Source organism: Streptomyces sp. 5-10 (genome assembly GCF_014712245.1).
Lineage (GTDB): Bacteria > Actinomycetota > Actinomycetes > Streptomycetales > Streptomycetaceae > Streptomyces > Streptomyces violaceusniger.
Map to the genome: position 1 here is coordinate 146,738 of NZ_JACVYG010000013.1, position 24,510 is coordinate 171,247.

Genomic DNA, 24,510 nt, shown 5'->3' on the forward strand with positions numbered 1-24,510 from the left:
CCGCCAGCACCTGGGCGAATGACTATTGGCTTACCCACATAGGGGACCAGTAGAGGACCTCAGTGCCGGTTTCGTCAGCCAAAAGAAGGGTCTTTCGGCCTTCGCTGCCATGCAGGGTGAACAATCTGACGGAATCTGTTGCAACCGACTCGAGGGCTTGTAGGAGGCGACTTATCTCCGCATATTCTGTCGTGTCCGAGGAGAACCTATTGATCCTCCTTCGGTAAGTTCGTTGTAGTGACTCGACGCTTACTTCGGAATGTGAATGATCCACCCTCTCTGTGTTTCCGATGAGCGATAGAAATGATGCGTCGATAACGCCTCGATCGATCGCCCTTTCGAGTGATTTGATCAACCTGGACATTTCCAGCTCTTCCCGTTGTTGGTGGACACTTGGGCCCCCGTTACTTCGCCCCTGATCAATATCTCACTTTCGCCATAGATGTCAGGTGACTCGACTATTCGCGATTCGGGTATGGCGGATTTTGGAATCCTCATGACTATTCCTCCAGATCCCAATTCGTCGGCCGCGTCCACCGCTACGCCATCGAAGTCGGTGGTCCATGAGGTGAACTCGCTGTTTGTGTTGCCTCCATTATGGCTTGCGGGATCATCGTGGCCACCCAGCGGTACTGCACGCCCCTGTTTGGCTTCATCGTACTTATAGTGTCCGTTCGGAACCCCGCGATAGAGATATTCGTCTTCGTCGCGTGCTCCCGATTCCAGACCCAGTGGGTCTATTCGGGTGAGAGAGTTCCGCACATAGGCATGATGATTGGGGGCTGGCCGAAGCCCGAGCGGATCTGGGGAGGCGTAGCGGGCCGTTTCGGGGTCGTAGTGGCGGAAATAGTTGTAGTGGAGGCCGGTTTCCGGGTCGGCGTATTGGCCGGGGAAGCGGAGGGGGCAGTCGGCCGCACCGGGTGGGGCGGGGAGAGACGTGCCCCAGAGGGTGGTGCGGTGTTGCCAGGCCAATTCCCCGTCGGGGGTGACCAGTTCCGTCGGGGTGCCGACCAGGTCGGTGATGACGGCGTGGAAGTGGGTCTCGGACCCCTGGTGCTCGGTTTGGGTCAGCGGGCGATGGGTTTCCGGGGCGTAGTCCCAGGTTGTGGCCCAGCCTTCCCGTGTGGTTTGTTCGGCCAGCCTCGTGCCGTCCCAGGTGAAGTCGATTCGGTCGGTGGCCGTGCCGTCCTTCGCGACGTGTTGTTTTGCGGTGCGGCGGCCCAGTGGGTCGTAGGCGTAGTGCCAGTGGTCGCCGTCCGGCGTCGTCGCGTCCGTCAGGCGGTCTTCCGCGTTCCAGGTGTAGGTCCAGGTGCGGGTCTGGCCGTTCAGGAGTTTGCGGGTGCGGCGGGTCAGGCGGCCCTGGGCGTCGTGTTCGTACGTGGTGCGGCCCGCTCGGTGGATCACTGTGCCGGTGAACTCGCGGTCCCCGGGGGACGCGTGATCAGGGGCCGTGGCGTGCGTCAGGTTGCCCGCCGCGTCGTAGGCGTAGGTCTCGGTCCAGCCGTGGGCGTGGACCGCCGTCACGCGGCCGACCGGGTCGAGGTCGAAGCGGCGGGTGCCGGACGTCAGCTCGCGGATTTCGGTGAGGTGGTCGTCGGGGCGGTAGCTGTACGCCCGGTGCTGGACGAGGGCGTTGGCCGGGCCGGTGACGGTCTGGCCCGTCAGGCGGTCCAAGGCGTCCCACGCCTGGGTCAGGGTCACGTCGTCGCCGAAGGTCCTCGACGTCTCCCTCCCCGCCGCGTCGTACGCGAAGTGCAGGGAGTTGTCCGCCGTGGTGAGGGACGCGGGGCGGCCCGCCGCGTCGTACGTCCACGCCGACCGCAGACCGCTCGGCGTGATCCGCTCGGTGCGGTTGCCCGCCGCGTCGTACGCGTACGACGTCGTACGACCGCCCACCGTCTCCGTCAGGACCCGGCCCAGCGCGTCATACGTGCGGCTCAGCTCCGTGTCCGGGTTCGCCGCCCGCACCAGGCGGCTCGCCGCGTCGTACGCGAACGTCGTCTCCGTGCCGTCCGCCGTGCGCGTGGCGACCGTGCGGCCCAGCGCGTCACGCGTGTAGGCCAGCGCTTCGCCCGCGCCGTTCACCCGGGATATCAGGCGGCCCGCCGCATCGTGCTGGTAGCTGAGCGTGCGGCCGTTGAAGTCCGTTTCCGCGGTGACCCGGCCCGCCCCGTCGTACGCGTACGTCCACGTCCGGCCCTGCGGGTTCGTCACCGTCGTCAGGCGCAACTCGGTGTCGTACGTGAAGGCGTACGTCGCCCCGTCCGGGTCGGTCCGCGTCGCCGGGAGGTCGAAATGGGTGTGGGTGTGGCGGGTGGTGTTGCCCGCGGGGTCGGTGTGTTCGACGAGGTTGCCCTCGGCGTCCCAGGTCCAGGTCTCGCGGCTGCCGTCCGGCCGGGTGCGCCAGGCGGGCTTGCCCTCGATGGTCCAGCCTTGGCGGGTGACATGGCCCAGGGGGTCGGTGACGCGCGTGATGCGGCCATGGGTGCCCCGGCGGACCGTGGTCGTGTTGCCCAACGCGTCGGTGACCTCGATCGGCAGGCCCGCCGCGTCGCACACGACACGCGTGGTGTGGCCCAGCGCGTCCGTGACCGAGGTCAGGTTCCCCGACTCGTCATACGTGTAGTGCGTCTCCGCGCCCGTCGGGTCCGTCGTCCGGACGCGGTTGCCCCGTTCGTCGTAGGCGTGGCGCCACACCGCGCCGGCCGGCTCCCGGACCTCCAGCGGCCGGCCGTACGCGTCGTACGTGGCCGTGGCCACCGTGCCGTCCGGGCGGGCCACGCGTACCAGGTTGCCGGAGTCGTCGTACGCGAAGCGCGTGGTGTGGCCCAGCGGGTCCGTCACCGACAGCGGCAGGCGGCGCGTCTCCGGGTCCCACTCGGTGCGGGTGGTGTGGCCCAGGGCATCGGTGCGGGCCACCGCGCGGTACGCCTCGTCGAAGACATACGTCACGCGGTGGCCGAGCGAATCCGTGTAGACGGTGGTGCGGGACGCCTCGTCGTAGTGGAAGCGGCCGGTCATCATGTCGTCCGAGCCGATGGTGCGCAGCACCCGGCCCCGGTGGTCATAGACGTACCCGAAGCTGGTGCCGTTGCGGTCGGTCCATGACGTGACGCGGTGCTGGTCGTCGTAGGTGAACCGCATCGGCTCGGCGGCGGAGTTGAAGACCTCGGTCAGGTCGCCCGCGCCGTTGTAGCCGAAGGAGACCAGCAAGGTCCCTTCCTCGGCGTCACCCACGCCCAGCAGCCGCAGCCCCGTGATGCGCATCAGCTCCGGATCGGCGTCGATCGCGATGCGGTACCCACCGGAGTGGACCACCTCGCGCGGGGTGCCGTCCTCGTCGTAGGCGAAGGTGATGGACCGGCCGTTGCGGTCCTCGATCACCGTCAGGGGGAGTTCGTTGCCCGCCAGCGGGTCGAAGCGCAGCGTGCGCCCCTGCTCCGGTATCTCGATCCGCATCGTGCCGCCCGCCGCGCCGTCCCAGCGCAGCGGCCAGCGCGGGCCCCGCGCCGGATAGGTGTCCTCCCCGGGCGTCGGTACCCCGTAGCGCAGCACCATGCCGTCGGCCGTGACGAACACGATCCCGTCCGCGTCCAGCTCCAGCCGCTGGTCGAGGGTGGCCGCCCAGGTGCGGCCGAACCAGCCGCCGCAGGTGTGCCCGGAGACGAAGGTGCGCTCCAGGACCAGGGGGAGCGCCCCGGGCAGGGACACATCCGTGGCCGACATGACCATCTCGCCGGTCGCGACGTCGACCGGGTCGTCCTCGCAGTCCCTGTCGTGGGTGTGCCGGTCGTGCGTGCCCTCGCTGTCCGCCCGCCCGGACGCCTCGCCGTCCCGGCCCAGGACCTTCTTGCGGGCCGCCAGCCGCTGGGCGGCGGTCCTGCCCGTCTGGAGCTCCTTGCGCAGCGCGCTCGCGCCGCCCGTGGCCAGGGCGAGCAGCAGCGACGGGGTCATCTCGCCCGCCGCGCGCAGCGGGTCCTTGGACCACATGTCCCAGTTCGTGACCGCCTTCGCGAACTCCTTGGGGTGCTGGGCCGCGTATGCCGCGCCGTCCACCATGCCGGCCAGCTGCATCGCGAAGCCCTGGGCGTCGCCCTTGAGGAGCGAGGCCGGGAGCTCGGCCACGCCCAGGATGCCGTGGTGGACCTTCCACAGCCCGTCCTTGAGGCTGTCCCCGGCCTTCTGCCAGTTGCTCGGCTTGTCCGGAGCCTTCTCCGCCGCCTCGTCGATCTTCTTCTTCGAGGCGTCGACGACCAGTTGCAACTCCTCGATCAGCTTGTCCAGCCGACCGACACAGCTCTCCATAGCGGCGATGCCCGGATCGGTCTCCGCGGGCTTCTCCGGTAACTGCTCGTCGCCGCGGGTCACCGCGTCGTTGTACGACTCGACCTTCTTGCTGTGCGCCTTGGACGCCGCCCGCGCCGCGTTCGCGTCCTCGATGATCGGCTCACAGCGCTTCTGCACCGACCGCAGCTTGGTGGCGTACGCCGCCAGCGCGCTCGCCGCATGGGTGAACTGGTCGTGGCCCGAGGTCAGTTCCTTCGGCAGCCGGTCGACCGCCTTCCGGAACTCGCTCGCGCCCTTGCCCGACCAGTCCGCCAGCTCCAGCGGCCGCAGCTTGTCCTTGCCGTCCTGGAAGGCGCCCGCGTACGCGCGCAGCTCCAGCACCAGGTCGTCGATGTCGTCCGGATCGCCGGGGATCAGATCCTTGGGCGTGGCGTCCGCCGGTATCCGTATCTGCGGGGCCCGCCCCGCGTCCGGATCGCCCATTACGACTCGTCCCCGTACTCACTCAGCAGCTTGCGCGAGAACTTCGACAATCCCGTGTCCTCCGGGCGCTTCTCCATCTCGGGCGCGCCCACGTGCTCCCAGGACCACTTGCCCGCCGCGCCCGAGGGGAGCTTGGCCATGTTCTCGTCCGAGGGCCAGAAGTCCTTGATCCGCATCAGGTCCGCCAGCATGTACCCGGCTATCGCCTCGTACAGCCGCTCCACCACCGCGTCCGCGTGATCGGCCAGCTCGCCCATGCCGAAGCCCCACGCCCGGAGGAAGCCCTTGCCCGATTCCAGGAGTTCGGGCGCGCCGCAGTGCTGGAGATAGGCCGTCAGCTTCTCCTGGCTGTTCTTCACGGCCCGGGCTCCGACGACCGACTCCTCCAGCGGGCTGATCAGACCCTTCACCGACTCGATCTCGATCTTGTAGCCGTCGGCGCCCTCGTTGCCGCCGTACTTGCCGTCTTCGCCGCCCTCGCTCGGGGCGCGGTTCACATTCCTCGCGTCGGGATCAGCCACCGTCGGCCCCCTCCGTGTCGCGCAGTGTCGCGGCGTCCAGCAGGAAGGGGCGCTCGCCCAGCGGATCCACCAGCGCCCGTACGCCCTCGGGCAGCAGGCCCACCAGGTCCTCGACGGTCGTGGACGCCCATCCGCACGCCCCCGCGAAGCGCGCGAACCCTTCGAGCGAGGTGAAGACCGGCACGAGCGGGCCGCCTTCGGCGGTCTCCGAGACCAGGAAGCCCGGCTCCTCCGGGCGCTGGAAATACAGCCGCGCCTTCCGCAGCGCCGCCCACTTCTCCCGCTCCGTCATCCGCGCGGCGGTCTCCTGGCGGACGAGGTCTGCCAGTGTCTGCTTGCCGCCCTGACCAGGCGGTCTGCTGTCCCCTCCCCCAAACATGCGGGCCATCTTCGCACAGGTGACTGACACCACTGGTGACCGCCGCACGACGCGCCGTGATGAATGGGTGAACCTGAAGGTCTGGACCAATTCTCGAGATTCACGGGCCCGTGAGAGAGGCCGGGGCCAGGAAGTGCAAGATCGGCGGGGTCTACCGGTTTTGTCCGCGACTGGCTATCCCTGGAAGTGCGGTCCGGGCCAGGGCCGCATTCCTGGAAGGAGCCCGGTCATGGACGACTGGTACGTGGACGACCGCTGTACCAACTGCGACGTCGCCCGGCAGCTGGCGCCAGAGTTGATCAGCGAGGTCGGCGGGCAGTCGGAGGTCGTGCGTCAGCCGCGCGACGAGGCGGAGACGCGGCGCCTGCACGCGGCCGTCTTCGCCTGTCCCACCCGCTCGATCCGCCGGACGTCCGGGCCGCCGGACCGGGCGCTCGACCCGTTCCCCATGGCGCTGGACGACGGGGTGCTGATCTGCGGCCACAATTCCCAGCACACCGCCGGGGCCAACTCCTATCTGCTGCCGCGGCCGTCCGGCACGGCGATGATGATCGACACGCCGCGCTGGAGCCGGGAGCTGGCCGGGCGTTACGCGGCGTCGGGCCCCGTCACCGATGTGCTGCTGACCCACCGCGACCACGCCGCACACGGCCGTCGCTACGCGGACCACTTCGGTGCCCGGCTGTGGATCCACGAGGGTGATCTGGACGCGGCGCCCGACGCGGACCGGGTGATCCGGGGGTTGGAGCCCGTGGAGATCGGCGAGGGGGTCACGGCCCATCCGCTGCCGGGCCACACCCGGGGCAGTGTGCTCTACCTCGCGGACGACCGGTACTGCTTCAGCGGTGACAGCATCTACTGGTCGCGCGCGATCGGAGACCTGGCCGTCGCGGAGAGCGTGACCTGGTACTCCATCGAGGAGCTGGCCGCCTCACTGGCGAGGGTGGCCGGACGGCTGCGTTGCGAGTGGATCCTGCCGGGGCACGGGGACCGGTGCCGTCTGGACGCCGACGAGATGTCCCGGCGTCTGCGGGCGCTGGCGGAGCGCACGGGGCTGCTGCGGCCCCGGCCGATCGACTTCACGGCCGTCCGCTGGTGACGGAGCGGCCGGGCGACAGAGAGGCCGGGTATCGGAGAGGCCGGTATCGGAGAGGCCGGGTATCGGAGAGGTCGTGATCGCGTCCGGCGGGCGCTCGGTGACCACTGGGCTTCTGTAGGAAGTCGACAGGGAGGGACACACGCCCCTGTGGCTGCCCGATTCCTCCTCGGGGGCCTTGGACCGATAGTTTGCGAGGGTAGGGGTCGGCACGCACTGTGACGTCCGGCTCGACACCGACATGAGAGATCGACAAGAGAAGGTGGTCCCTTGAGCCGCTCGGTTCTCGTCACCGGAGGCAACCGCGGCATCGGCCTCGCCATCGCCCGGGCCTTCGCCGACGCTGGCGACAAGGTCGCCATCACCTACCGGTCCGGTGAGCCGCCGGCCGGCTTCCTCGCGGTCAAGTGCGACATCACCGAGCCGGAGCAGGTCGAGCAGGCGTACAAGGAGATCGAGGAGAAGCACGGCACGGTCGAGGTCCTGGTGGCCAACGCCGGGGTCACCCGCGACCAGCTGCTGATGCGGATGACCGAGGAGGACTTCGCCGCCGTCCTCGAGACCAACCTCACCGGCACGTTCCGTGTGGTCAAGCGGGCCAACCGGGGGATGTTGCGGGCCCGTAAGGGGCGCGTGGTGCTGATCTCGTCGGTCGTCGGGCTGATGGGTTCGGCCGGTCAGGCGAACTACGCCGCGTCCAAGGCGGGCCTGGTGGGCTTCGCCCGCTCCCTCGCCCGTGAGCTGGGCTCGCGCAACATCACCGTCAATGTGGTCGCACCCGGTTTCGTCGACACGGACATGACGCGCGCGCTCAGCGACGACCAGCGCGAGAACATCGTGAAGCAGGTACCGCTCGCGCGTTACGCGCAGCCCGAGGAGATCGCCGCCTCGGTCCGCTTCCTGGCCTCCGACGAGGCCGCGTACATCACTGGAGCCGTCATCCCTGTCGACGGCGGATTGGGCATGGGTCACTGAACGTCATGAGTGGAATTCTCGCCGGTAAGCGCATCCTGGTCACGGGCGTCATCACCGAGGCGTCCATCGCCTTCCACGCCGCCAGGCTGGCCCAGGAGGAGGGCGCCGAGGTCATCCTCACCGGCTTCGGCCGGGTCTCCCTCGTCGAGCGGATCGCCAAGCGGCTGCCCAAGCCCGCCCCGGTCATCGAGCTGGACGTGCAGAACCAGGAGCAGCTGGACGGCCTGGCCGACAAGGTGCGCGAGCACCTGGGCGACGGCGTCGACCTCGACGGCGTGGTGCACTCCATCGCCTTCGGCCCGCAGGGCGCGTTCAACTTCCTCGAGGGCACCTGGGAGGACGTCGGCACGGCCGTGCACGTCTCGGCCTACTCCCTCAAGGCGCTCACCATGGCGTGCCTGCCGGTCATGCCGCGCGGCGGCTCGATCGTCGGCCTGACCTTCGACGCCCAGTTCGCCTGGCCGAAGTACGACTGGATGGGCGTGGCGAAGGCCGCCCTGGAGTCCACCAACCGCTACCTCGCCCGCGACCTCGGCGAGAAGAACGTGCGCTGCAACCTGGTCTCCGCCGGGCCCATCAAGTCCATGGCCGCGAAGTCCATCCCCGGCTTCGAGGAGCTCGCGGACGTGTGGAACCACCGGGCCCCGATCGGCTGGGACCTGACCGACCCGGAGCCGGCCGGCCGTGGCGTCGTGGCTCTGCTGTCCGACTGGTTCCCGCGCACCACGGGCGAGATCGTGCATGTCGACGGCGGTGTGCACATGATGGGTGCCTGAGTGCACCTGATGGGTGGCTGAGCCCAGGGCCGCGCCCACGGCGTTTCCGCGCGACGGCCGCCGTCCCGCTCCCGCGCACCGCGGGTCCGGGCGGCGGCCGTTCCGCGTCCGCGTTCACTCGTTCGGGGGAGCAGGGCGCGCGTACGGGTGGCGGGCACCCGCACTGTGGAGTCATACGCCCCGTAACACCTGATACTCCCGGGCTTTCGAGCTTCCGGGTTTCCGATACTCCCGGGCTCCCGATACGCCCGATACGTCTGATACGTCGAACCGACTCACCGGAGCGCCAGCGCCAGCGGCACGGCCGAGGAGGTCCCGCATGCGTACGACCCGCCGTGTCGCGGCCGCGGTGCTGCTCGTCGCCACGGTGGGTCTGGTCATCGCCGCCTCCAGCTCCGCCGCGCAGGACCGGCCCCGGCCGCGCGAGGCCGCCTGCAACACCACGGTGCGCGGCTCGCACGCCACCGCCAACTGCTTCAACCCCAATCCGGGCGCCGACCGGGTGCAGCTGCATGTGGAATGCGCCCGCTGGTGGGACCCGGACATGGACGCCCGTCCGGTGGAGGTCGGCCCGGCGCAGTATGTGCGGCTCGCCGAGCGCTGTTGGAAGGAGATACGGAAGGCCTGGGTGAGCCACCGCTGAGCGCGGGGCTGCCGCTGAGGGCGGGAGCTGCCGCTGAGTGCGGGGGGCCGCTCCGCATGCGTCCGCCCATGGCCCGATCTGCCGGGCGACCCCGCTCAGCGGCCCCGGAAACGGCAGCCGAACGGGTGGGTGCTGGCCTCGGCCGCCGCCCGCTCCCCGTCCCCCTCCCGGATCGCCTCCACCAGCCGTCCGTGGTCCACATACGTCTCCGGGCCCATCCCGCTGTCGACGTCCGCGCGCAGGAAGTCCCGTACGACCGCGCCCAGATCCGCGTACAGCTCGGCCAGCACATCGTTGTGCGCGGCGGCCACGACCGCCATGTGCAAGGTGGCGTCCGCCTCGACGAAGGCGTCCGGGTCGCCCGCCTCCCAGGCCCGCTCGCGCCGGTCCAGCTGGGCGTCCAGCTGCTTGAGGTCCTGCTCGGTACGGCGCTCCGCGGCCAGGTGGGCCGCCTTGGTCTCCAGCGCGCTGCGCAGCTCGGCCACATGACGGGGGTCGGCACCGGCGAAGCGGCGGTGCATCACCCCGGCCAGTTCGCTGGTCGCCAGTACGTACGTGCCCGAGCCCTGGCGGATGTCCAGCAGCCCGTTGTGCGCGAGGGCGCGCACGGCCTCCCGTACGGTGTTGCGCGCGACCCCGAGCTGCTCGACCAGCTCGGGCTCGGTGGGGATCCGCGAGCCCACCGGCCACTCGCCCGAGGTGATCTGGGCGCGCAGCTGGGCGATCACCTGGTCGGCGAGGGCGGAGCGCCGGGGCGAGGTCAGCGGCATGACTCTCCTGTGCGTACGGCGGATGCGGATGCCGCCCGAGGTGGGCGAACGGACGACCCTTCCATGATGCCGTCCGGCCGTTACCGGGTGGTTGCTATCCACTGGACGGGCATTCATCCCATGATTCTATGATGGTCGGCATGCATACGTCCCCGTCTGACGACCTCGCGACGCCCGAGACCGCCGCCTCCGCGCCCCGCCCGGCGGAACCGGGAGGCCCGCGCCGCGCGGCCTCGCCCTGGCGCGGCCGCGTCATGGCGGCAGGGCTCATGCTCGCCGCGCTCAATCTCCGCCCCGCCGTCACCAGCCTCGGGCCGCTGCTCGAGGAGGTCCGCGACGACCTCGGGATGAGCGGCACCGTCGCCGGAGTGCTCACCTCCGTGCCCGCGGCCTGCTTCGCGCTCTTCGGGCTCACCGCTCCCCGGCTGGCCCGGCGCTGGGGGCCGGGGGCCATCGTCTGCGCCGGGCTCGCCGCCATCGCCACCGGGCTGCTGCTGCGCCCCTTCGCCGGCGGGACCGTGGTCTTCCTGGCCGCCAGCGCGCTCGCCCTGGCCGGGATCGCGGTGAGCAACATCCTGATGCCGGTGATCGTCAAGCGCTGGTTCCCGGACCGGGTCGGCGCGATGACCGGGCTGTACTCGATGGGCCTGTCGCTGGGTACGGCCGCCGCCGCGGCGGTCACCGTGCCGATGACCGACGCGCTGGGCGGCTCCTGGCGGACCGGGCTCGGGGTGTGGGCGCTGCTCGCCGTGGTGGCGCTGGTGCCCTGGCTGTTCCTCGCCCGCGCCGGTGCGAGCGGCCCGGAGGCGGGCGGTACGGATGCGGACGCACCCGCCGCGGCCGGGACTGCCGCGGCCCCGGCCGACGCGCCCGCGATGCGCATCACCCGCTCCCCCCTCGCCTGGGCGATGGCCGTCTTCTTCGGCTTCCAGGCCACCGCCGCGTACATCTCCATGGGCTGGATGCCGCAGATCTTCCGGGACGCGGGGGTCTCCGCCTCCACCTCGGGTCTGCTGCTGGCCGTGATGATGGCGATGGGCGTGCCGCTCGCCTTCGTCCTGCCGCGGATCGCCGCCCGGCTGCGGCACCAGGGCGTCCTGGTCGTCATCCTCGGCGTCTTCGGGCTCACCGGTTACGCCGGGCTGTGGCTGGCCCCGGCCGAGGGCGCCTGGGCGTGGGCCGTGCTGCTCGGCATCGCCAACTGCGCCTTCCCGCTCGCCCTCACCATGATCGGCATGCGGACGAGGACCAACGCGGGCGTCGTCCGGCTGTCGGCCTTCGCGCAGAGCGTCGGCTATCTGCTGTCCATCCCGGGCCCGCTGCTGGTCGGCGTGCTCTACCAGCACAGCGGGGGCTGGGGGCAGCCGATCGCGCTGATGGCCGGGTTCATGGTGCCGCAGATCGTCGCGGGCGTACTGGCCGGACGCGACCGCCACCTCGAGGACGAAGGCTGACGCGCACGCGGCCTGACGAGCCTGATGAGCACGCGGCCTGACAAGCGCGCAGCCTGCCCAGGGGGCTGAGCGGTCCCGCGCAGCGGGGATGGGACACTGGTGCCATGCCAGTGCTCGATGAGAACCCCCCGAACGGCCAGAAGAAGCTCCTCGTCATCTTCGGCGTCATGCTGGGCATCACCGTGATCATCGGTGTGATCGCCACCATCGCCTCGCCCTGACCTGGTGTGCCGGCCGGATGGTGGGGCTGGCCCCACCATCCCCTAGGGGGCAGGGCTCAGGGGTAACTGGGTGGCTCACCGGATGGGAGACGCCCCGCCCGCTCCGTACCGTCGAACCATCGACACGTTCGGCGACCCCGGAGGCGATCCCATGTCCGCCCGCACCCAGACCCGGCCCGCGCACCCGGTGGACAGCGGCATGGACACCCGGCTGCCGTGGTGGGCCGTCGCCCTCCCGGCCGTGGCCTTCGCGGCGCTGCTGCTCCTGCTGACCGGACCCACCGACGCCCACGCCGACAGCGGTGGCTCAGGGCCGGTCTCGCAGGTCGTGGAGTTGGTGCGGCGGACCTTCGGAGAAGCGGCACCGTGACCACCGTAGGCGGTGGAGATCAGTTGTGTCCGCCATATCGCGGGTGTGCTCACGTTTGACGAGGTCGTTCCAACACCCTGCGCCTCGTGCACCGATTCATGCGAAGCTGGGACGCATGAGCGTCGATGTGCCCCGCAGGATTGTCCTCCTTCGACACGCCAAGGCCGACTGGCCCCAGGTGGCCGACCATGAGCGCCCGCTCGCGGACCGCGGCCGCAATGACGCCCCGCTCGCCGGGCGCCGGATCGCGGAGGCCGGTCTCACCCCCGAACTCACCCTCTGCTCCACCGCGCTGCGCACCCGTGAGACCTGGAAGCTGGTGGTCCACGAGCTGCCGCAGCGCCCCAAGACCGTCTACGAGGAGCGGCTGTACGACGCCCCGGTCGGTCAGCTCATCGAGGTGATCAACGAGACTTCGGACGACATCACCGACCTGCTGGTCGTGGGTCACAATCCCGGGATGCACGGCCTGGCCGACGCGCTGGCGGGCGAGGCCGACGAGGGCGCCAAGGAGCGCATGGACCGTGGCGCCTTCCCCACCTCCGCGTTCGCGGTCGTGACGTTCAGCGGCTCGTGGAAGTCGGTCGAGATCGGCTGCGGGCGGCTGACCAGCTTCTGGGCGCCCCACGAGTGAGCCGCCGGGGCCCGGCTCCCGGCTGAGCCGCCCGGACCTGCTCCCGGCTGATCCACCGGGCGTGATCCCCGGATGACCCCCCGGGCGTGATCCCACGTCCCAACGCACCGGCCCCCGCTCCACCTCGTCGTAGTCATACGGGCGGAGCGGGGGCCGCTGCGCGTTCCGCCGAGGCGGGCTCGTCAGTCCACGTGCGCGTCCGCCGCCTCGACCTCTTCGCGGGTCACGCCCAGCAGATACAGCACGGTGTCGAGGAACGGCACGTTCACGGCGGTGTGCGCGGCCTCCCGGACCACCGGCTTGGCGTTGAAGGCGACCCCCAGACCGGCCGCGTTCAGCATGTCCAGGTCGTTCGCCCCGTCGCCGATCGCGACCGTCTGCACCAGCGGCACCCCCGCCTCGGCCGCGAAGCGCCGCAGCAGCCGGGCCTTGCCCGCCCGGTCCACCACCTCGCCGATCACCTTGCCGGTCAGCTTGCCGTCCACGACCTCGAGGGTGTTGGCGGAGGCGAAGTCCAGGCCAAGACGCTCCTTGAGGTCGTCGGTGACCTGCGTGAAGCCGCCGGAGACCACACCCACCTGATAGCCGAGCCGCTTCAGCGTGCGGATCAGCGTACGGGCGCCGGGCGTGAGCCGGACCTCGGCGCGCACCTTCTCCACCACCGACTCGTCGATCCCCGCCAGCAGCGCCACCCGCGCGTGCAGCGACTGCTCGAAGTCCAGCTCACCGCGCATCGCCCGGGCCGTGACCTCGGCGACCTCGGCCTGACAGCCCGCGTGCGCGGCGAAGAGCTCGATCACCTCGTCCTGGATCAGGGTGGAGTCCACATCCATGACCACCAGCCGCTGCGCCCGGCGCTGCAGTCCCGACGCGACCACGGCCACATCGACGCCGATATCGGCGGCCTCGATGGCCAGCGCGGTGCGCAGCGGCTCCGTCTCGGCGCCGGACACCTCGAACTCCACGGCCGTCACCGGATACTTCGCCAGCCGGAAGATCCGGTCGATATTGCCGCCGGTGCCGGTGATCCGGGAGGCGATGGCGGCCGTCGACTCGGCGGTCAGCGGATTCCCCAGCACGGTGACGTGCGACCGGCCCGTGCCACGCGGCCGGTTGTCGCCCCGGCCGGAGATGATCTCGGCCTGGAGCCGCATCGACTCCGCCCAGCTGTGCACGGTGGCCCGCAGATCGCCCTCCGCCCCGTCGGCCTTGGGCGCCGTGACCAGGACGCACAGCACGATGCGGCCCCGGGTGACGACCTGCTCTATGTCGACTATGTGCACGCCATAGGCGGCGAGGGTGTCGCAGAGCCCGGCGGTGATACCGGGGCGGTCCTTGCCGAAGATCTTGACAAGGAGAGTGGGGACATCGTCGTCCGGGACGGTGGCGACAGGGGGAATCCGCGATGCGCTCATGGTCTTCCCACCGTATCCGGCCGCATCCGCGATGCGCGCGGCAGCCCGCACCGTGGACGGCCGGCCGAGGGGATACGTTCATGTCCCGGTCGCCGTGCTGTCACCCCTCGCCTGATCGGCGACGTCATGTGCCACGCCCGCCGCCGTGCCCCCGGGGCCCGCCTGGGCCGCCGTCCCCCTCGTCCGGCCGCGCGAGCGCCACCGCCCGGCGACCCGCCGCGCCCGTCGCCCATGCCGCCAGCGCTCCGGCTGCCCCCGCCGCCGCGCCCCACCCCGCGCCCAGCGCCAGCGCCGGCGCGGCGTTCCCGTACAGCTCGATCCCCGCCCCGAAGGCGTCGAAGCCGAGCACGGACAGGCTCGCCCCCGCCGAGACCCGGGTCAGCCCCACCAGCAGCGGCAGCGCGAGCGCCGTCGCCACGCCCAGCCGCAGCGCACACCACCCCGCGAAGGCGAGCGGCCGGGAGCTCCCCAGGGGTGTCGGCCGGGAGTTCCCCAGGGGTGTCGGCCGGGAGCTCCCCGCGGGGGACGGCCGGGAGCCTCCCACGGGTGTACGGGCCGCGGTGAGCACCCCGGCGGTGAGCATCAGCAGCACGCTCGCGACCACCAGCAGCCAGACCCGGCCGTCGAGCTCCGCCAGCCGCCCCACCGTGAGCCGCTCCCCACCCGGCCCGGCGAGCAGATCGTCCACCGGGTCGGGCAGCACATGTCGCAGTGCGCCGGTCGCCCTGCCGTACCAGGGGACGAACAGGCCCAGCGGTACGCCGATCCACACCCCGTTGGGCGCGCCGAGCAGCGCCGCCCCGAGCACCAGCCGCGGATGGTCGTCGCCGATCGCCGCGTAGACCCCGGCCGCCAGGCCCGCGCCGACCGCGAGCACCAGCACCCCGCACAGCGCGGACACCGCCGGCCGGACCGTGCGGTGCAGCGCCTGGCCGCCGGGCGGCAGCGGGGTACGGCGCGAGGCGAGCAGCGCGAGCAGCAGGACGGCGACGACCCACACCACGCCGCCCAGCAGCGAGCGGCCGGGGGCCACGGTGAAGCCGACGGACGCCTTGGCGCCGACGAGGCCGGACAGCCGGTCCGGCAGCAGCCCGCTGCCGATGTCCGCGATATCGCCCAGCTGCTCGGGGAGCCGGCTCAGCAGCTCGTGCTCGGCGTGCTCGGTGCCGAGGCCGCGGCTGACGAGCGTGGCGCCGTCGATCGTGACCGTATCGTTGCCCACCCAGGTCAGCCCGGCGAGCAGCAGCAGGAAGAGCAGGGCCACCAGGCCCGCCCGCGCGGCGAGTTCGGCAGGGCCGATCACCGCCCCCGCGCCCCGCAACGACCGTACGAACAGCCAGCCCAGCAGCAGCGCGCCGACCAGGCTCACTCCGAGTGGCGCGATATCGATGGCGGCGTGGGCCTGGGCGCCCTCCAGTCCGAAGGCGCCCACGTCGCCGTACGGAGTGACGGAACCGCCGACCGCCAGGACCGTCGCCGCGGCGGCCATCGGCCCGAGCGCGCCCGCCCCGTCCGCGCCGATCAGATGCAGACCGAGTGCGGCGATCCCCACCATGGCCAGGAACGACCAGCTCACCGAGGCGATGGCGGCGAGCAGCGCGGGCCCCCAGGGCACTCGTACGCCGCCGCTCGCGCTCATACCGCCGACCCCCCGATCGTCGCGAGTTGCCCGGATAAACAATGATCCGCACTATCCGTCAGCGCTTACCACTTTCCGAGGGCCTTTCGGATGAGTCAATGACGCCCGAGATGCGGTCTTGTCAAAACCCGACTTCCGGTGAAGGGACTGAGCCTGAAATAGTTCCTCACGATGTTCGCCATCCCTAGACTCCCTGTGTCAGGGGGTAGCTCGGGGGACAACTAGTGGGGCATGGAGTGCCGGAACTCGTACTGGAATTGAACGGACAGACCTGGACACTTGATCCATCCAGGTCGTACAGCCTGGGGCGTGACCCGCAGGGCGACATGGTGCTGGACGACGCCAGGGTCTCCTGGCGACATGCCACGGTGCGCTGGGGCGGGCGCAGTTGGATCATTGAGGATCAGGGTTCCACCAACGGCACCTATGTGCAGGGCCAGAGAATCCAACAGGTGGAAATCGGCCCTGGTTCGGCCGTCCATCTCGGTAATGCCACCGACGGCCCCCGGCTCAGCGTTTCCGGCGGCGGTGCCCCCTCGATGGGTGCCGCGGGCGCGTACGGCGGGCAGGCGGCGATGGGCATGCCCCAGCAGGGTCAGCAGGCCCACCAGGGCCAGCAGCCCCCCGCCCAGCCGCCGCCGCAGCAGCCCGGCCCCGGCGGCTGGCCGCAGCAGGGCGGCCAGCCGCCCCAAGGGCAGCCGCAGGCGCAGCCCCAAGGCTGGCAGCAGCCCCAGGCCCCGCATCAGCAGCAGCCGTTCATCCCGCAGCAGCAGGCGCCCCATCAGCAGCCGCAGCAGGCCCCCCAGCCGCACCAGCAGCCGCAGCCCCAGGCCCCGCAGAGCAACCTCGCGCAGAGCGGCCCCGGCGCCGGTCCCTCCGGCCCGGCGGCCGGCACCGCGACCGCCCAGGGCGACCGCAGCCCGACCACCTTCCACCAGCTGGCCGCCGGCCGGGTGATGCGGATCGGTCGTGCGCTGGAGAACGACCTGGTCGTCTCCGATCTGCAGGTCTCGCGCCACCACGCCGAGTTCCGGGCGCTGCCCGACGGCCGCTTCGAGATACGCGACCTCGGCAGCCACAACGGCACCTATGTCAACGGTCAGCCGGTCCGGCAGCAGATCATCGGCCCCACCGACACCGTCGGCGTCGGTCACTCCACCTTCCGGCTGGTCGGCGATCGCCTCGAGGAGTTCGTCGACACCGGTGAGGTCTCCTTCTCGGCCCGCCATCTGACGGTGACGGTCGACGGCGGCAAGCAGATCCTCAAGGACGTCTCCTTCGGCGTCCCGGAGAAGTCCCTCGTCGCGGTCATCGGCCCGTCCGGCTCCGGTAAGTCCACGCTGCTCAAGGCGCTCACCGGCTACCGCCCGGCCAACCAGGGCGATGTCCTCTACGACAACCGGAACCTCTACAAGCAGTTCGCCGAGCTGCGCCAGCGCATCGGTCTGGTGCCCCAGGACGACATCCTGCACAAGGAGCTGACCGTCCAGAAGGCCCTGCGCTACGCGGCCAAGCTCCGCTTCCCCGGTGACACCGCCGAGGCCGAGCGCGAGGCCCGGATCGACGAGGTGCTGCGCGAGCTCAAGCTGGACATCCACCGGGAGAAGAAGGTCACCGCCCTCTCCGGCGGTCAGCGCAAGCGGGTCTCGGTCGCGCTGGAGCTGCTCACCAAGCCGTCGCTGATCTTCCTGGACGAGCCGACCTCCGGCCTCGACCCGGGCATGGACCGCGATGTCATGCAGCTGCTGCGCGGTCTGGCCGACGACGGCCGCACCGTGCTGGTGGTCACCCACTCGGTCGCCGAGCTGGCGCTGTGCGACAAGCTCCTGGTGATGGCGCCGGGCGGTTCGGTCGCGTACTTCGGCCCGCCGGACGAGGCGCTCAACTTCTTCGGCTACGACAGCTGGGCGGATGTCTTCTCGGCGTTCGAGAACTACCGCGACTACGACTGGGCGGGCCGCTGGCGCGGTTCGCAGCACTACCAGATGTACGCCGCGGATCTGGACTCCGTGGCCCCGCAGTCGGTGAACGTCCAGGCGCCGCCGGCCCGGATGCAGAAGTCGCAGAGCTGGGGCTCGCAGCTGTGGACGCTGATCCGCCGCTATCTGTCGGTGATCGGCTCCGACAAGGGCTTCATGGGGCTGATGGTGATCCTGCCCGCCGTGCTGGGGTCGGTGAGCGTCGTCATCCCGGCGAAGTTCGGCCTCCAGATGGCCCCGAAGGGTAGTTTCAACCAGGCCGCGGGGACGGTGCTGCTGATCCTGGTGGTCGGCATGTGTTTCACCGGCGCGGCCAACTCCGTACGAGAACTGATCAAGGAACGGGTCATCTACGAACGGGAACGGGCGGTCGGCCTGTCCCGCTCCGCGTATCTGATGTCCAAGGTGATCGTGCTCGGCGTGATCACCGCATGCCAGGGCGTCATCATCTCCGCCATCGGTCTCTCGACGCGCAAGCTGCCCGAAGAGGGCCTGCTGATGCCGCCGGCCGCCGAGCTCTGCGTGGCCGTCATCGCGATCGGCTTCACCTCGATGATGGTGGGCCTGGTCATCTCGTCCCTGGTGAAGACCGCCGAGAAGACCATGCCGCTGCTGGTCATGTTCGCGATCGTCCAGGTGGTCTTCACCGGTGTGCTGTTCAAGATCTTCGGATCGCCGGGCGTGGAGCAGTTCGCCTGGCTGATGCCGTCCCGCTGGGCGATCGGCGCGGCCGGTGCCACGCTGGACCTCGGCCCGGGCGCCGGCCACATGATGGCGCCGTGGGACAGCAAGAAGCCCCTGGACACCGACCCGCTGTGGGAGCACACCACCACCCAGTGGGGCATCGACATGGTCGCGCTGATCGTCCTGGGCATCGTGTGCGGCATCGCGGTCGCACGGCTGCTGCGCCGCCATGAGCCGGAGGTCATGCGCAAGTAGCCGCCACCTCGGTCACGGAAAAGGGCGACGGCACCCCTCGCACACAGGGGGTGCCGTCGCCCTTCGGCGTCGCGACGCCGGGTCCATGACGGGCCGTTCGGACTTGGTACGGGCCGTTCGGGCTCAGTACGGGCCGTTCACGTTGTCCATCGAGCCGTACCGCGCGGCGGCGTAGTTGCAGGCGGCGGTGATGTTCGCGACCGGGTCGTACGGGTCCCAGGAGGTGCCCTCGACGTGGTACTGCTTGAAGGTCGGGGCTATTACCTGGAGCAGGCCCTTGGAGGGCACGCCGTTCTGGGCGTTGATGTCCCACAGGTTGATGGCGCGCGGGTTGCCGCCGGACTCCCGGATGATGTTGCGGTGGATGCCCTCGTAGGAGCCGGGGATGCCCTTCTCCTTCATGATGTCGAGGGATTCCCGGATCCAGCCGTCGAGGTTGTCCGGGTAGGTCTTCTTGGTGGTGTCGGCGACCGTCTCGATACGCGTGGCGGAGCGGCTCGCGGCCTGCTTGGCGGCGCGCTCCTTGGCGGCCTGGGCCTCGGCGGCCTTCTTCGCGGCGGCCTCTTCCGCCGCCTTCTTCGCGGCGGCCTCCGCCGCGGCCTTCTTCGCCGCGGCCTTCTTCGCGGCCTCTTCCTTGGCCTGCTTGGCGGCGAGGGCGGACTGCTTCGTCAGGGCCTCGTGGTGGGCCTGGGCGTCGGCCTTCTGAGAGGTGAGGGCGACCGGCTTGTTCGGCAGGTCCTGGGCCGTGGTCTTGGCACCGGCGTCACCGCCGGGGACGACCGCGAAGGCTATGGCGGCCGCACCGGCGGCCGCGATTCCGGCGGCGGAGTACTTGTGCGTCTTGGTGAGACGGTTGTAACCGGGGATGTGGGGCAGGGGCATGGCGGAGTAGACCTCTTCCAATCGCTTGAGTCGCAGGCCAAATCGGCGCGCAGAGCGCCGTTCCTGGATCTACGGCGCCGTGCGACTGGGTGAAATTCTTAGCTGCCGCAAAAAGCTGTCGCAAAGGCGTGACATACGATGCTGCTTAGTGGATAAGTAGGCCGTTCATGCCCACGCGGACGGCCGTCATCCCCGCTCAGTCGCCTATGAAACGTCCACTAAGCACGTTCGTACGTGATTTAGGTCGTGTGTCCGGGCTCACATCGCGGAGCTTCTCATATTGCGCGCTGTGCCCACGCAAATGCTCAGGGTGTTTGTTTTTTCCACCCGTGTAACAGCCCCTTTGGGGGCCTCGTGTGCGCCGTTCGACCTAGGGCTCAGGTCTTATCAGGTGGCCGCCGACCGGCCGATATGCCCACCGGATGGCGGTGGGTACGGTAATGCCCATGACGAAAGGACGGAGCGGCGGCGCCGAGGCCGGGCTGAGCCGGGTGAGCGCGGCGCTGCTCGCCATGAGCCGACATCTGGAAGTCCGTGATGTCCTAAAGACCATCGTTGTGTCCGCCCGTGAGCTGCTCGATGCGGAGTATGCCGCTCTGGGGGTTCCGGATGATCACGGAGGTTTCGCCCAGTTCGTAGTAGACGGGGTGAGCGAGGAGCAGTGGAAGGCCATCGGGCCGCTGCCCCGGCAGCACGGCATTCTCGCCGCGATGCTCAAGGACGCCACTCCGCAGCGACTCGCCGATGTGCGGTTGGATGCCCGTTTTGAGGGATGGCCCGTAGCTCATCCCGTTATGTCGGATTTCTTGGGACTTCCCATTGCCGACGGCGATGAAGTTCTCGGCGCGGTATTCCTCGCCAACAAGCGATGCCCCAAGCCCGAGGGCGGCTGCGGTTTCACCGCCGAGGACGAGGAACTGCTGTCGATCCTGGCCCAGCACGCCGCCATCGCCCTGACCAACGCCCGGCTCTACGAGCGCAGCCGCGAGCTCACCATCGCGGGGGAGCGGGCCAGGCTCGCCCACGAGCTGCACGACGCGGTCTCCCAGAAGCTCTTCTCGCTGCGGCTGACCGCCCAGGCGGCCACGGCCCTGGTGGACCGCGACCCCGGCCGCGCCAAGGACGAGCTCCAGCAGATCGCGCTGCTCGCCGCGGAGGCCGCCGACGAGCTGCGCTCCGCCGTCGTGGAGCTGCGCCCCGCCGCCCTCGACGAGGACGGCCTGGTGGCGACCCTCAGGACCCAGGTCCAGGTGCTCGACCGGGCCCACTCCGCCCGTGTCACCTTCGCCTCGCACGGCATGCGGGCGCTGCCCGCCGCCCAGGAGGAGGCGGTGCTGCGGGTGGCCCAGGAGGCCCTGCACAACGCGCTGCGCCACGCCGACGCGCGGCAGGTGGACGTCACCCTCGCCCGGCACGGCCAGGGCGCCCGGCTCCGCGTCGCCGACGACGGCAGGGGATTCGACCCCTCGGCCGTACGGCGCGCCGGGCGCCACCTCGGGCTGGTGTCGATGCGGGACCGGGCCGGCGGCGTCGGCGGCGGTCTGACGGTGGAGTCGGCGCCCGGCAAGGGCACCGTGATCGAGATGGAGGTGCCCGGTGGCTGACCCGGCACGGATTCGGGTGCTGCTCGTCGACGACCACCAGGTGGTGCGGCGCGGCCTGCGGACCTTCCTCCAGGTCCAGGACGACATCGAGGTGGTCGGCGAGGCGTCGGACGGCGAGGAGGGCGTCGCCCGCGCCGAGGAGCTGCGCCCCGACGTCGTCCTCATGGACGTGAAGATGCCCGGCCTCGACGGGATCGAGGCGCTGCGCACCCTGCGCGGCCTCGACAACCCCGCCCGGGTGCTGGTGGTGACGAGCTTCACCGAGAAGCGCACCGTGGTCCCCGCCCTGCGCGCGGGCGCCGCGGGCTATGTCTACAAGGACGTGGACCCCGAGGCGCTGGCCCGCGCCATCCGGTCCGTCCACTCCGGGCATGTGCTGCTCCAGCCCGAGGTGGCCCTCGCACTGCTCTCCCAGGAGGACGGCGGCGGCCAGGGGCGCGGCGGGTCACTCACCGAGCGCGAACGCGAGGTGCTGGCGCTGATAGCGGATGGACGGTCCAACCGGGAGATCGCCCGCGCGCTGGTGTTGTCCGAAAAGACCGTGAAAACCCATGTGTCCAACATTCTTATGAAACTGGATCTTGCCGATCGCACTCAGGCCGCCCTATGGGCGGTACGACACGGGATCGGGGCATGAACAGCGTTTCTCCGTGAAATCACACCAACGTGTGGCGATCACTCGAACAGCGCAACTCGCCATGGGCCGGGCCGTTCTTCACGGCGTACCGCGGCGGACCGCCGCGGTGATGCGCTGATGAATGAAGGGTCTTGAGAAGTGAAGAACATCAAGAGGTTCGCTGCCCTCACGATCGTGGCCGGCGGACTCGCCGTCGCCGGTGCCGGTGTCGCCTCCGCCCAGGGCCCCCAGGCCGACGGTGGGGCCACGATGTCCCCGGGTGCCGTCTCCGGCAACAACATTCAGGCGCCCGTCCACGTGCCCGTGAACGTCTGCAGCAACACCATCTCGGTCATCGGGTCCATGAACCCGGCGCTCGGCGTCCCCTGCGTCCGCTGACCGACCCCCTGGCGGATATCCCGACGCACCACCGGCCGGCCCCGGAGGCACCCGCCTCCGGGGCCGGCCCCATGACGGCCTCCGGGCCCCGTAACACCCCCGCGGCGGTCAGAGACCGCCGCGCTCGCGCTCCTCCACATACGCGTTGTACGCCGCCACCTGGGCCCGTCGCGAGGTGCGCTCCACCGGCCGCAGCGCCTCGGACCGCGCCGTGATCTCCGACGCGCTCACCGCCCCGCCGTGCTCCCGGCCGTCCCCACCCGCCATATGCGCGATGTCCACCAGCGCACCCACCCGCTGCGCCAGCTCCAGCACCCGTATGGCACGCGGCGGATAGCCCGGGGCCAGCACCTCGCGCCCCCGCTCGGCCCGCGCCCGATACGCCTCCAGGGCCGCCTCGGCCACCGGGCCCGACCCCGCCACGTTCAGCCGCGAGAGCACCTCCGTGGCCTCCCGCAGCGCCTCCGCCAGCTCCCGCTCGGCCTCGCTCAGCGACGGCACATCGGCCGGCGGCGCCTCCCGCACGGCCTGGCACCGCCACACCACCTCGATGTGCTGATCGCCCTCGGGCCCGGCCGCCGACACCTCGGGCACCAGGCCGAGCGCCGCCCCGGTGGCGATCACCGCCTCGCCCGCCTCCAGCGCGTGGGCGTTGAACTCCGGCGGACCGCTCAGCCCCAGGGGATGCCCCGCTATGGGCAGCGCCACCCGCAGCCCCTTGGCCCCGAGCGCCCGCAGCCGCCCCAGCGCCAGCGTGAGCCCCACCTGCCCGGACTCCCCAGGAAGCCCGGTCACCCGGTGCGACGCGTCCTCACCCGCGATGCGATGCGCCGCCTCATCGGGGGAGACAAGTCCGGCGAGAAGGGCATTTCCCCAAGCTGCGAGGCGCCCTGAGCGTGGTTCATCGAGCATGGAACCAGCCTAAGGACTGCCACCGACAACGTGTGGCGTAGGTTTTCCTCAGGGGGCTGCGCCCACAGGCGCACGCACGACTCGAGACTGCAATGGGAGACAACGCGCTCATGAGCGAGGTTCTGGAGCTGCTGGACGTATCGGTGGTCCGCGATGGGCGGGCTCTGGTGGACGAGGTCTCCTGGTCGATCAAAGAAGGAGAGCGCTGGGTCATCCTCGGGCCCAACGGCGCCGGCAAGACCACCCTCCTCAACCTCGCCTCCAGCTATCTCTTCCCGAGCGCCGGAAGCGCCCGGATCCTCGGCGAGCGGCTCGGCGGCGTCGACGTCTTCGAGCTGCGCCCGCGCATCGGCATGGCGGGCATCGCCATGGCCGAGAAGCTCCCCCGCAGCCAGACCGTCCTGCAGACCGTCCTCACCGCCGCGTACGGCATGACGGCCCACTGGCAGGAGGACTACGACGCGGTCGACGAGACCCGCGCCCGCGCCTTCCTCGACCGCCTCGGCATGAACGAGTACCTCGACCGGAAGTTCGGCACCCTCTCCGAGGGCGAGCGCAAGCGCACCCTCATCGCCCGCGCCATGATGACCGACCCCGAGCTGTTGCTCCTCGACGAGCCCGCGGCCGGACTCGACCTCGGTGGCCGCGAGGACCTCGTCCGCCGCCTCGGACGGCTCGCCCGCGACCCGCTCGCCCCGTCGATGATCATGGTGACACATCATGTCGAGGAAATCCCCCCCGGCTTCACCCACGTTCTGATGATCCGCCAGGGGAAGGTGCTCACCGCGGGCCCGGTCGAGACCGAACTGACCTCCCGCAACCTCTCCCGCTGCTTCGGCCTCCCGCTGGTCGTCGAGCGCAACGGCGACCGCTGGACCGCCCAGGGCCTGCCGCTGACCTGATGTCCGCCCCCTGCGCCCACCGTGCCACCGGCAGGTGATCCGCGCACTGTCCCCGGCGACGTGGGACAACTACCATGACCATGTGGATCCATGGGTGTGGTGGCTGATCGCCGCCGTAGGGCTGGGCATCCCGCTCGTGCTGACCGCGATGCCCGAATTCGGGATGGTCGCGGTCGGCGCCGTGGCCGGTGCCATCACCGATGCGCTCGGCGGCGGCGTCGTGCTCCAGGTCGTCGTCTTCTGCGCCGTCTCCGTGGCACTGGTCGCCGTCGTGCGCCCGATGGCGGTCCGCAGCCGCCGACAGCAGCCCGAGCTGCGCAGCGGCATCGAGGCGCTGAAAGGCCGCCAGGCCGTCGTCCTCGAGCGCGTCGACGACGGCGGAGGCGGCCGGATCAAGCTCGCGGGCGAAGTGTGGTCCGCGCGCTCGCTCGACCCCGGCCAGGCTTACGAACCAGGGCAGCAGGTCGACGTGGTGGAGATCGACGGTGCGACGGCCGTCGTCATGTAGACGCCGTACCGGAGTGTCCTACCAAGAGTTGAGGGCGCCCCGGTTGAGCTGCGGAGTCGGCCGAGAATCTGACAGACTCCACCCTCGGGAACCGCCAGACTTGATC

22 protein-coding genes are annotated in these 24,510 nt (G+C 70.6%); 14 read left to right on the plus strand and 8 right to left on the minus strand.

What is annotated here, in order from left to right:
• Positions 1 to 351: 351 nt before the first annotated feature.
• From IEJ02_RS17930 to IEJ02_RS17940, 3 genes are read right to left on the minus strand one after another with little or no spacing between them, the layout of a single operon-like run.
• On the minus strand, positions 352 to 4,770 hold the full coding sequence (locus tag IEJ02_RS17930) for a putative T7SS-secreted protein (RefSeq protein ID WP_223863989.1): 4,419 nt from the start codon (positions 4,768 to 4,770) through the stop codon (positions 352 to 354).
• The gene (locus IEJ02_RS17935; protein ID WP_191065789.1) at positions 4,770 to 5,291 is read right to left on the minus strand and encodes a hypothetical protein; all 522 of its coding nucleotides are present in this window, start codon (positions 5,289 to 5,291) and stop codon (positions 4,770 to 4,772) included. The genes IEJ02_RS17930 and IEJ02_RS17935 overlap by 1 nt, the downstream gene beginning before the upstream one ends.
• Positions 5,284 to 5,670: an SseB family protein gene (locus IEJ02_RS17940; RefSeq protein WP_223863990.1), complete on the minus strand. Its 387-nt coding sequence runs from the start codon at positions 5,668 to 5,670 to the stop codon at positions 5,284 to 5,286. Before IEJ02_RS17940 ends, IEJ02_RS17935 begins: the two co-directional genes overlap by 8 nt.
• A 229-nt stretch (positions 5,671 to 5,899) precedes the next feature.
• Between IEJ02_RS17940 and IEJ02_RS17945 the strand changes: the two genes are divergently transcribed.
• From IEJ02_RS17945 to IEJ02_RS17960, 4 genes are all read left to right on the plus strand, one after another.
• A complete protein-coding gene (locus IEJ02_RS17945) occupies positions 5,900 to 6,769 on the plus strand; it encodes an MBL fold metallo-hydrolase (RefSeq protein ID WP_137977392.1) in 870 nt (289 codons plus the stop codon).
• A 267-nt stretch (positions 6,770 to 7,036) separates the two neighbouring features.
• Entirely contained in the window at positions 7,037 to 7,741 is a 705-nt protein-coding gene (gene fabG, locus IEJ02_RS17950; RefSeq protein ID WP_137977391.1) for a 3-oxoacyl-[acyl-carrier-protein] reductase, read from the plus strand.
• Between the two features lie 5 nt (positions 7,742 to 7,746).
• Positions 7,747 to 8,517, plus strand: coding sequence for an enoyl-ACP reductase FabI (gene fabI, locus IEJ02_RS17955; protein ID WP_191065790.1), 771 nt, complete (start codon positions 7,747 to 7,749; stop codon positions 8,515 to 8,517).
• 319 nt (positions 8,518 to 8,836) lie between these two features.
• Positions 8,837 to 9,160, plus strand: a complete 324-nt coding sequence (locus IEJ02_RS17960) for a hypothetical protein (RefSeq protein ID WP_137977389.1) — start codon at positions 8,837 to 8,839, stop codon at positions 9,158 to 9,160.
• Between the two features lie 95 nt (positions 9,161 to 9,255).
• On the opposite strand, the gene IEJ02_RS17965 is transcribed toward IEJ02_RS17960, so the two are convergent.
• Positions 9,256 to 9,930, minus strand: a complete 675-nt coding sequence (locus IEJ02_RS17965; RefSeq protein ID WP_137977388.1) for a FadR/GntR family transcriptional regulator — start codon at positions 9,928 to 9,930, stop codon at positions 9,256 to 9,258.
• A gap of 140 nt (positions 9,931 to 10,070) precedes the next feature.
• Here IEJ02_RS17965 and IEJ02_RS17970 point away from each other — a divergent pair, with 140 nt between their 5' ends.
• From IEJ02_RS17970 to IEJ02_RS17980, 4 genes are all read left to right on the plus strand, one after another.
• The gene (locus tag IEJ02_RS17970; protein WP_223863991.1) at positions 10,071 to 11,384 is read left to right on the plus strand and encodes a CynX/NimT family MFS transporter; all 1,314 of its coding nucleotides are present in this window, start codon (positions 10,071 to 10,073) and stop codon (positions 11,382 to 11,384) included.
• Between the two features lie 104 nt (positions 11,385 to 11,488).
• Positions 11,489 to 11,605 (plus strand): SGM_5486 family transporter-associated protein, encoded by a 117-nt coding sequence (locus IEJ02_RS49900; RefSeq protein ID WP_251983317.1) that lies wholly within the window; start codon positions 11,489 to 11,491, stop codon positions 11,603 to 11,605.
• A 151-nt stretch (positions 11,606 to 11,756) separates the two neighbouring features.
• Positions 11,757 to 11,975 carry a hypothetical protein gene (locus IEJ02_RS17975; protein ID WP_044577431.1) on the plus strand — a complete coding sequence of 73 codons (219 nt, stop codon included), beginning with the start codon at positions 11,757 to 11,759 and terminating at the stop codon, positions 11,973 to 11,975.
• A 115-nt stretch (positions 11,976 to 12,090) separates the two neighbouring features.
• A complete protein-coding gene (locus IEJ02_RS17980; protein ID WP_191065791.1) occupies positions 12,091 to 12,609 on the plus strand; it encodes a SixA phosphatase family protein in 519 nt (172 codons plus the stop codon).
• 182 nt (positions 12,610 to 12,791) lie between these two features.
• Here IEJ02_RS17980 and serB read toward each other — a convergent pair whose 3' ends face one another.
• Both serB and IEJ02_RS17990 read right to left on the minus strand, forming a co-directional pair.
• Positions 12,792 to 14,024 (minus strand): phosphoserine phosphatase SerB, encoded by a 1,233-nt coding sequence (gene serB / locus IEJ02_RS17985; RefSeq protein WP_137977386.1) that lies wholly within the window; start codon positions 14,022 to 14,024, stop codon positions 12,792 to 12,794.
• Between the two features lie 124 nt (positions 14,025 to 14,148).
• Positions 14,149 to 15,663, minus strand: a complete 1,515-nt coding sequence (locus IEJ02_RS17990) for a streptophobe family protein (RefSeq protein WP_191065792.1) — start codon at positions 15,661 to 15,663, stop codon at positions 14,149 to 14,151.
• A gap of 224 nt (positions 15,664 to 15,887) precedes the next feature.
• Between IEJ02_RS17990 and IEJ02_RS17995 the strand changes: the two genes are divergently transcribed.
• Positions 15,888 to 18,581 (plus strand): ABC transporter ATP-binding protein/permease, encoded by a 2,694-nt coding sequence (locus IEJ02_RS17995; protein ID WP_191065793.1) that lies wholly within the window; start codon positions 15,888 to 15,890, stop codon positions 18,579 to 18,581.
• Between the two features lie 123 nt (positions 18,582 to 18,704).
• On the opposite strand, the gene IEJ02_RS18000 is transcribed toward IEJ02_RS17995, so the two are convergent.
• A complete protein-coding gene (locus tag IEJ02_RS18000) occupies positions 18,705 to 19,463 on the minus strand; it encodes a transglycosylase SLT domain-containing protein (RefSeq protein WP_191065794.1) in 759 nt (252 codons plus the stop codon).
• A gap of 440 nt (positions 19,464 to 19,903) precedes the next feature.
• Here IEJ02_RS18000 and IEJ02_RS18005 point away from each other — a divergent pair, with 440 nt between their 5' ends.
• The 3 genes from IEJ02_RS18005 to IEJ02_RS18015 all read left to right on the plus strand — a co-directional run bounded on the left by IEJ02_RS18005 (position 19,904) and on the right by IEJ02_RS18015 (position 22,082).
• Positions 19,904 to 21,067 (plus strand): GAF domain-containing sensor histidine kinase, encoded by a 1,164-nt coding sequence (locus IEJ02_RS18005; RefSeq protein ID WP_191065795.1) that lies wholly within the window; start codon positions 19,904 to 19,906, stop codon positions 21,065 to 21,067.
• A complete protein-coding gene (locus IEJ02_RS18010; protein WP_191065796.1) occupies positions 21,060 to 21,704 on the plus strand; it encodes a response regulator in 645 nt (214 codons plus the stop codon). Before IEJ02_RS18005 ends, IEJ02_RS18010 begins: the two co-directional genes overlap by 8 nt.
• A gap of 138 nt (positions 21,705 to 21,842) precedes the next feature.
• Entirely contained in the window at positions 21,843 to 22,082 is a 240-nt protein-coding gene (locus tag IEJ02_RS18015) for a chaplin (RefSeq protein ID WP_137977380.1), read from the plus strand.
• 108 nt (positions 22,083 to 22,190) lie between these two features.
• On the opposite strand, the gene IEJ02_RS18020 is transcribed toward IEJ02_RS18015, so the two are convergent.
• Complete coding sequence (locus IEJ02_RS18020) at positions 22,191 to 22,994, minus strand: Rv1486c family protein (protein WP_191065797.1); 804 nt, start codon at positions 22,992 to 22,994, stop codon at positions 22,191 to 22,193.
• Positions 22,995 to 23,104: 110 nt separating this feature from the next.
• Here IEJ02_RS18020 and IEJ02_RS18025 point away from each other — a divergent pair, with 110 nt between their 5' ends.
• Positions 23,105 to 23,896 carry an ABC transporter ATP-binding protein gene (locus tag IEJ02_RS18025; RefSeq protein WP_191065798.1) on the plus strand — a complete coding sequence of 264 codons (792 nt, stop codon included), beginning with the start codon at positions 23,105 to 23,107 and terminating at the stop codon, positions 23,894 to 23,896.
• A gap of 82 nt (positions 23,897 to 23,978) precedes the next feature.
• Entirely contained in the window at positions 23,979 to 24,404 is a 426-nt protein-coding gene (locus IEJ02_RS18030) for an NfeD family protein (RefSeq protein ID WP_317985831.1), read from the plus strand.
• The last annotated feature ends 106 nt before the right edge of the window (positions 24,405 to 24,510 follow it).

Bases quoted from the DNA above. Each gene is read 5' to 3' on its own strand.
- IEJ02_RS17930 (WP_223863989.1), bottom strand. From the start codon at position 4,770: ATGGGCGATCCGGACGCGGGGCGGGCCCCGCAGATACGGATACCGGCG.
- IEJ02_RS17940 (WP_223863990.1), bottom strand. From the start codon at position 5,670: ATGTTTGGGGGAGGGGACAGCAGACCGCCTGGTCAGGGCGGCAAGCAG.
- IEJ02_RS17945 (WP_137977392.1), top strand. From the start codon at position 5,900: ATGGACGACTGGTACGTGGACGACCGCTGTACCAACTGCGACGTCGCC.
- fabI (WP_191065790.1), top strand. From the start codon at position 7,747: ATGAGTGGAATTCTCGCCGGTAAGCGCATCCTGGTCACGGGCGTCATC.
- IEJ02_RS17960 (WP_137977389.1), top strand. From the start codon at position 8,837: ATGCGTACGACCCGCCGTGTCGCGGCCGCGGTGCTGCTCGTCGCCACG.
- IEJ02_RS17965 (WP_137977388.1), bottom strand. From the start codon at position 9,930: ATGCCGCTGACCTCGCCCCGGCGCTCCGCCCTCGCCGACCAGGTGATC.
- IEJ02_RS17970 (WP_223863991.1), top strand. From the start codon at position 10,071: ATGCATACGTCCCCGTCTGACGACCTCGCGACGCCCGAGACCGCCGCC.
- IEJ02_RS49900 (WP_251983317.1), top strand. From the start codon at position 11,489: ATGCCAGTGCTCGATGAGAACCCCCCGAACGGCCAGAAGAAGCTCCTC.
- IEJ02_RS17975 (WP_044577431.1), top strand. From the start codon at position 11,757: ATGTCCGCCCGCACCCAGACCCGGCCCGCGCACCCGGTGGACAGCGGC.
- IEJ02_RS17980 (WP_191065791.1), top strand. From the start codon at position 12,091: ATGAGCGTCGATGTGCCCCGCAGGATTGTCCTCCTTCGACACGCCAAG.
- serB (WP_137977386.1), bottom strand. From the start codon at position 14,024: ATGAGCGCATCGCGGATTCCCCCTGTCGCCACCGTCCCGGACGACGAT.
- IEJ02_RS17990 (WP_191065792.1), bottom strand. From the start codon at position 15,663: ATGAGCGCGAGCGGCGGCGTACGAGTGCCCTGGGGGCCCGCGCTGCTC.
- IEJ02_RS18000 (WP_191065794.1), bottom strand. From the start codon at position 19,463: ATGCCCCTGCCCCACATCCCCGGTTACAACCGTCTCACCAAGACGCAC.
- IEJ02_RS18005 (WP_191065795.1), top strand. From the start codon at position 19,904: ATGCCCATGACGAAAGGACGGAGCGGCGGCGCCGAGGCCGGGCTGAGC.
- IEJ02_RS18020 (WP_191065797.1), bottom strand. From the start codon at position 22,994: ATGCTCGATGAACCACGCTCAGGGCGCCTCGCAGCTTGGGGAAATGCC.
- IEJ02_RS18025 (WP_191065798.1), top strand. From the start codon at position 23,105: ATGAGCGAGGTTCTGGAGCTGCTGGACGTATCGGTGGTCCGCGATGGG.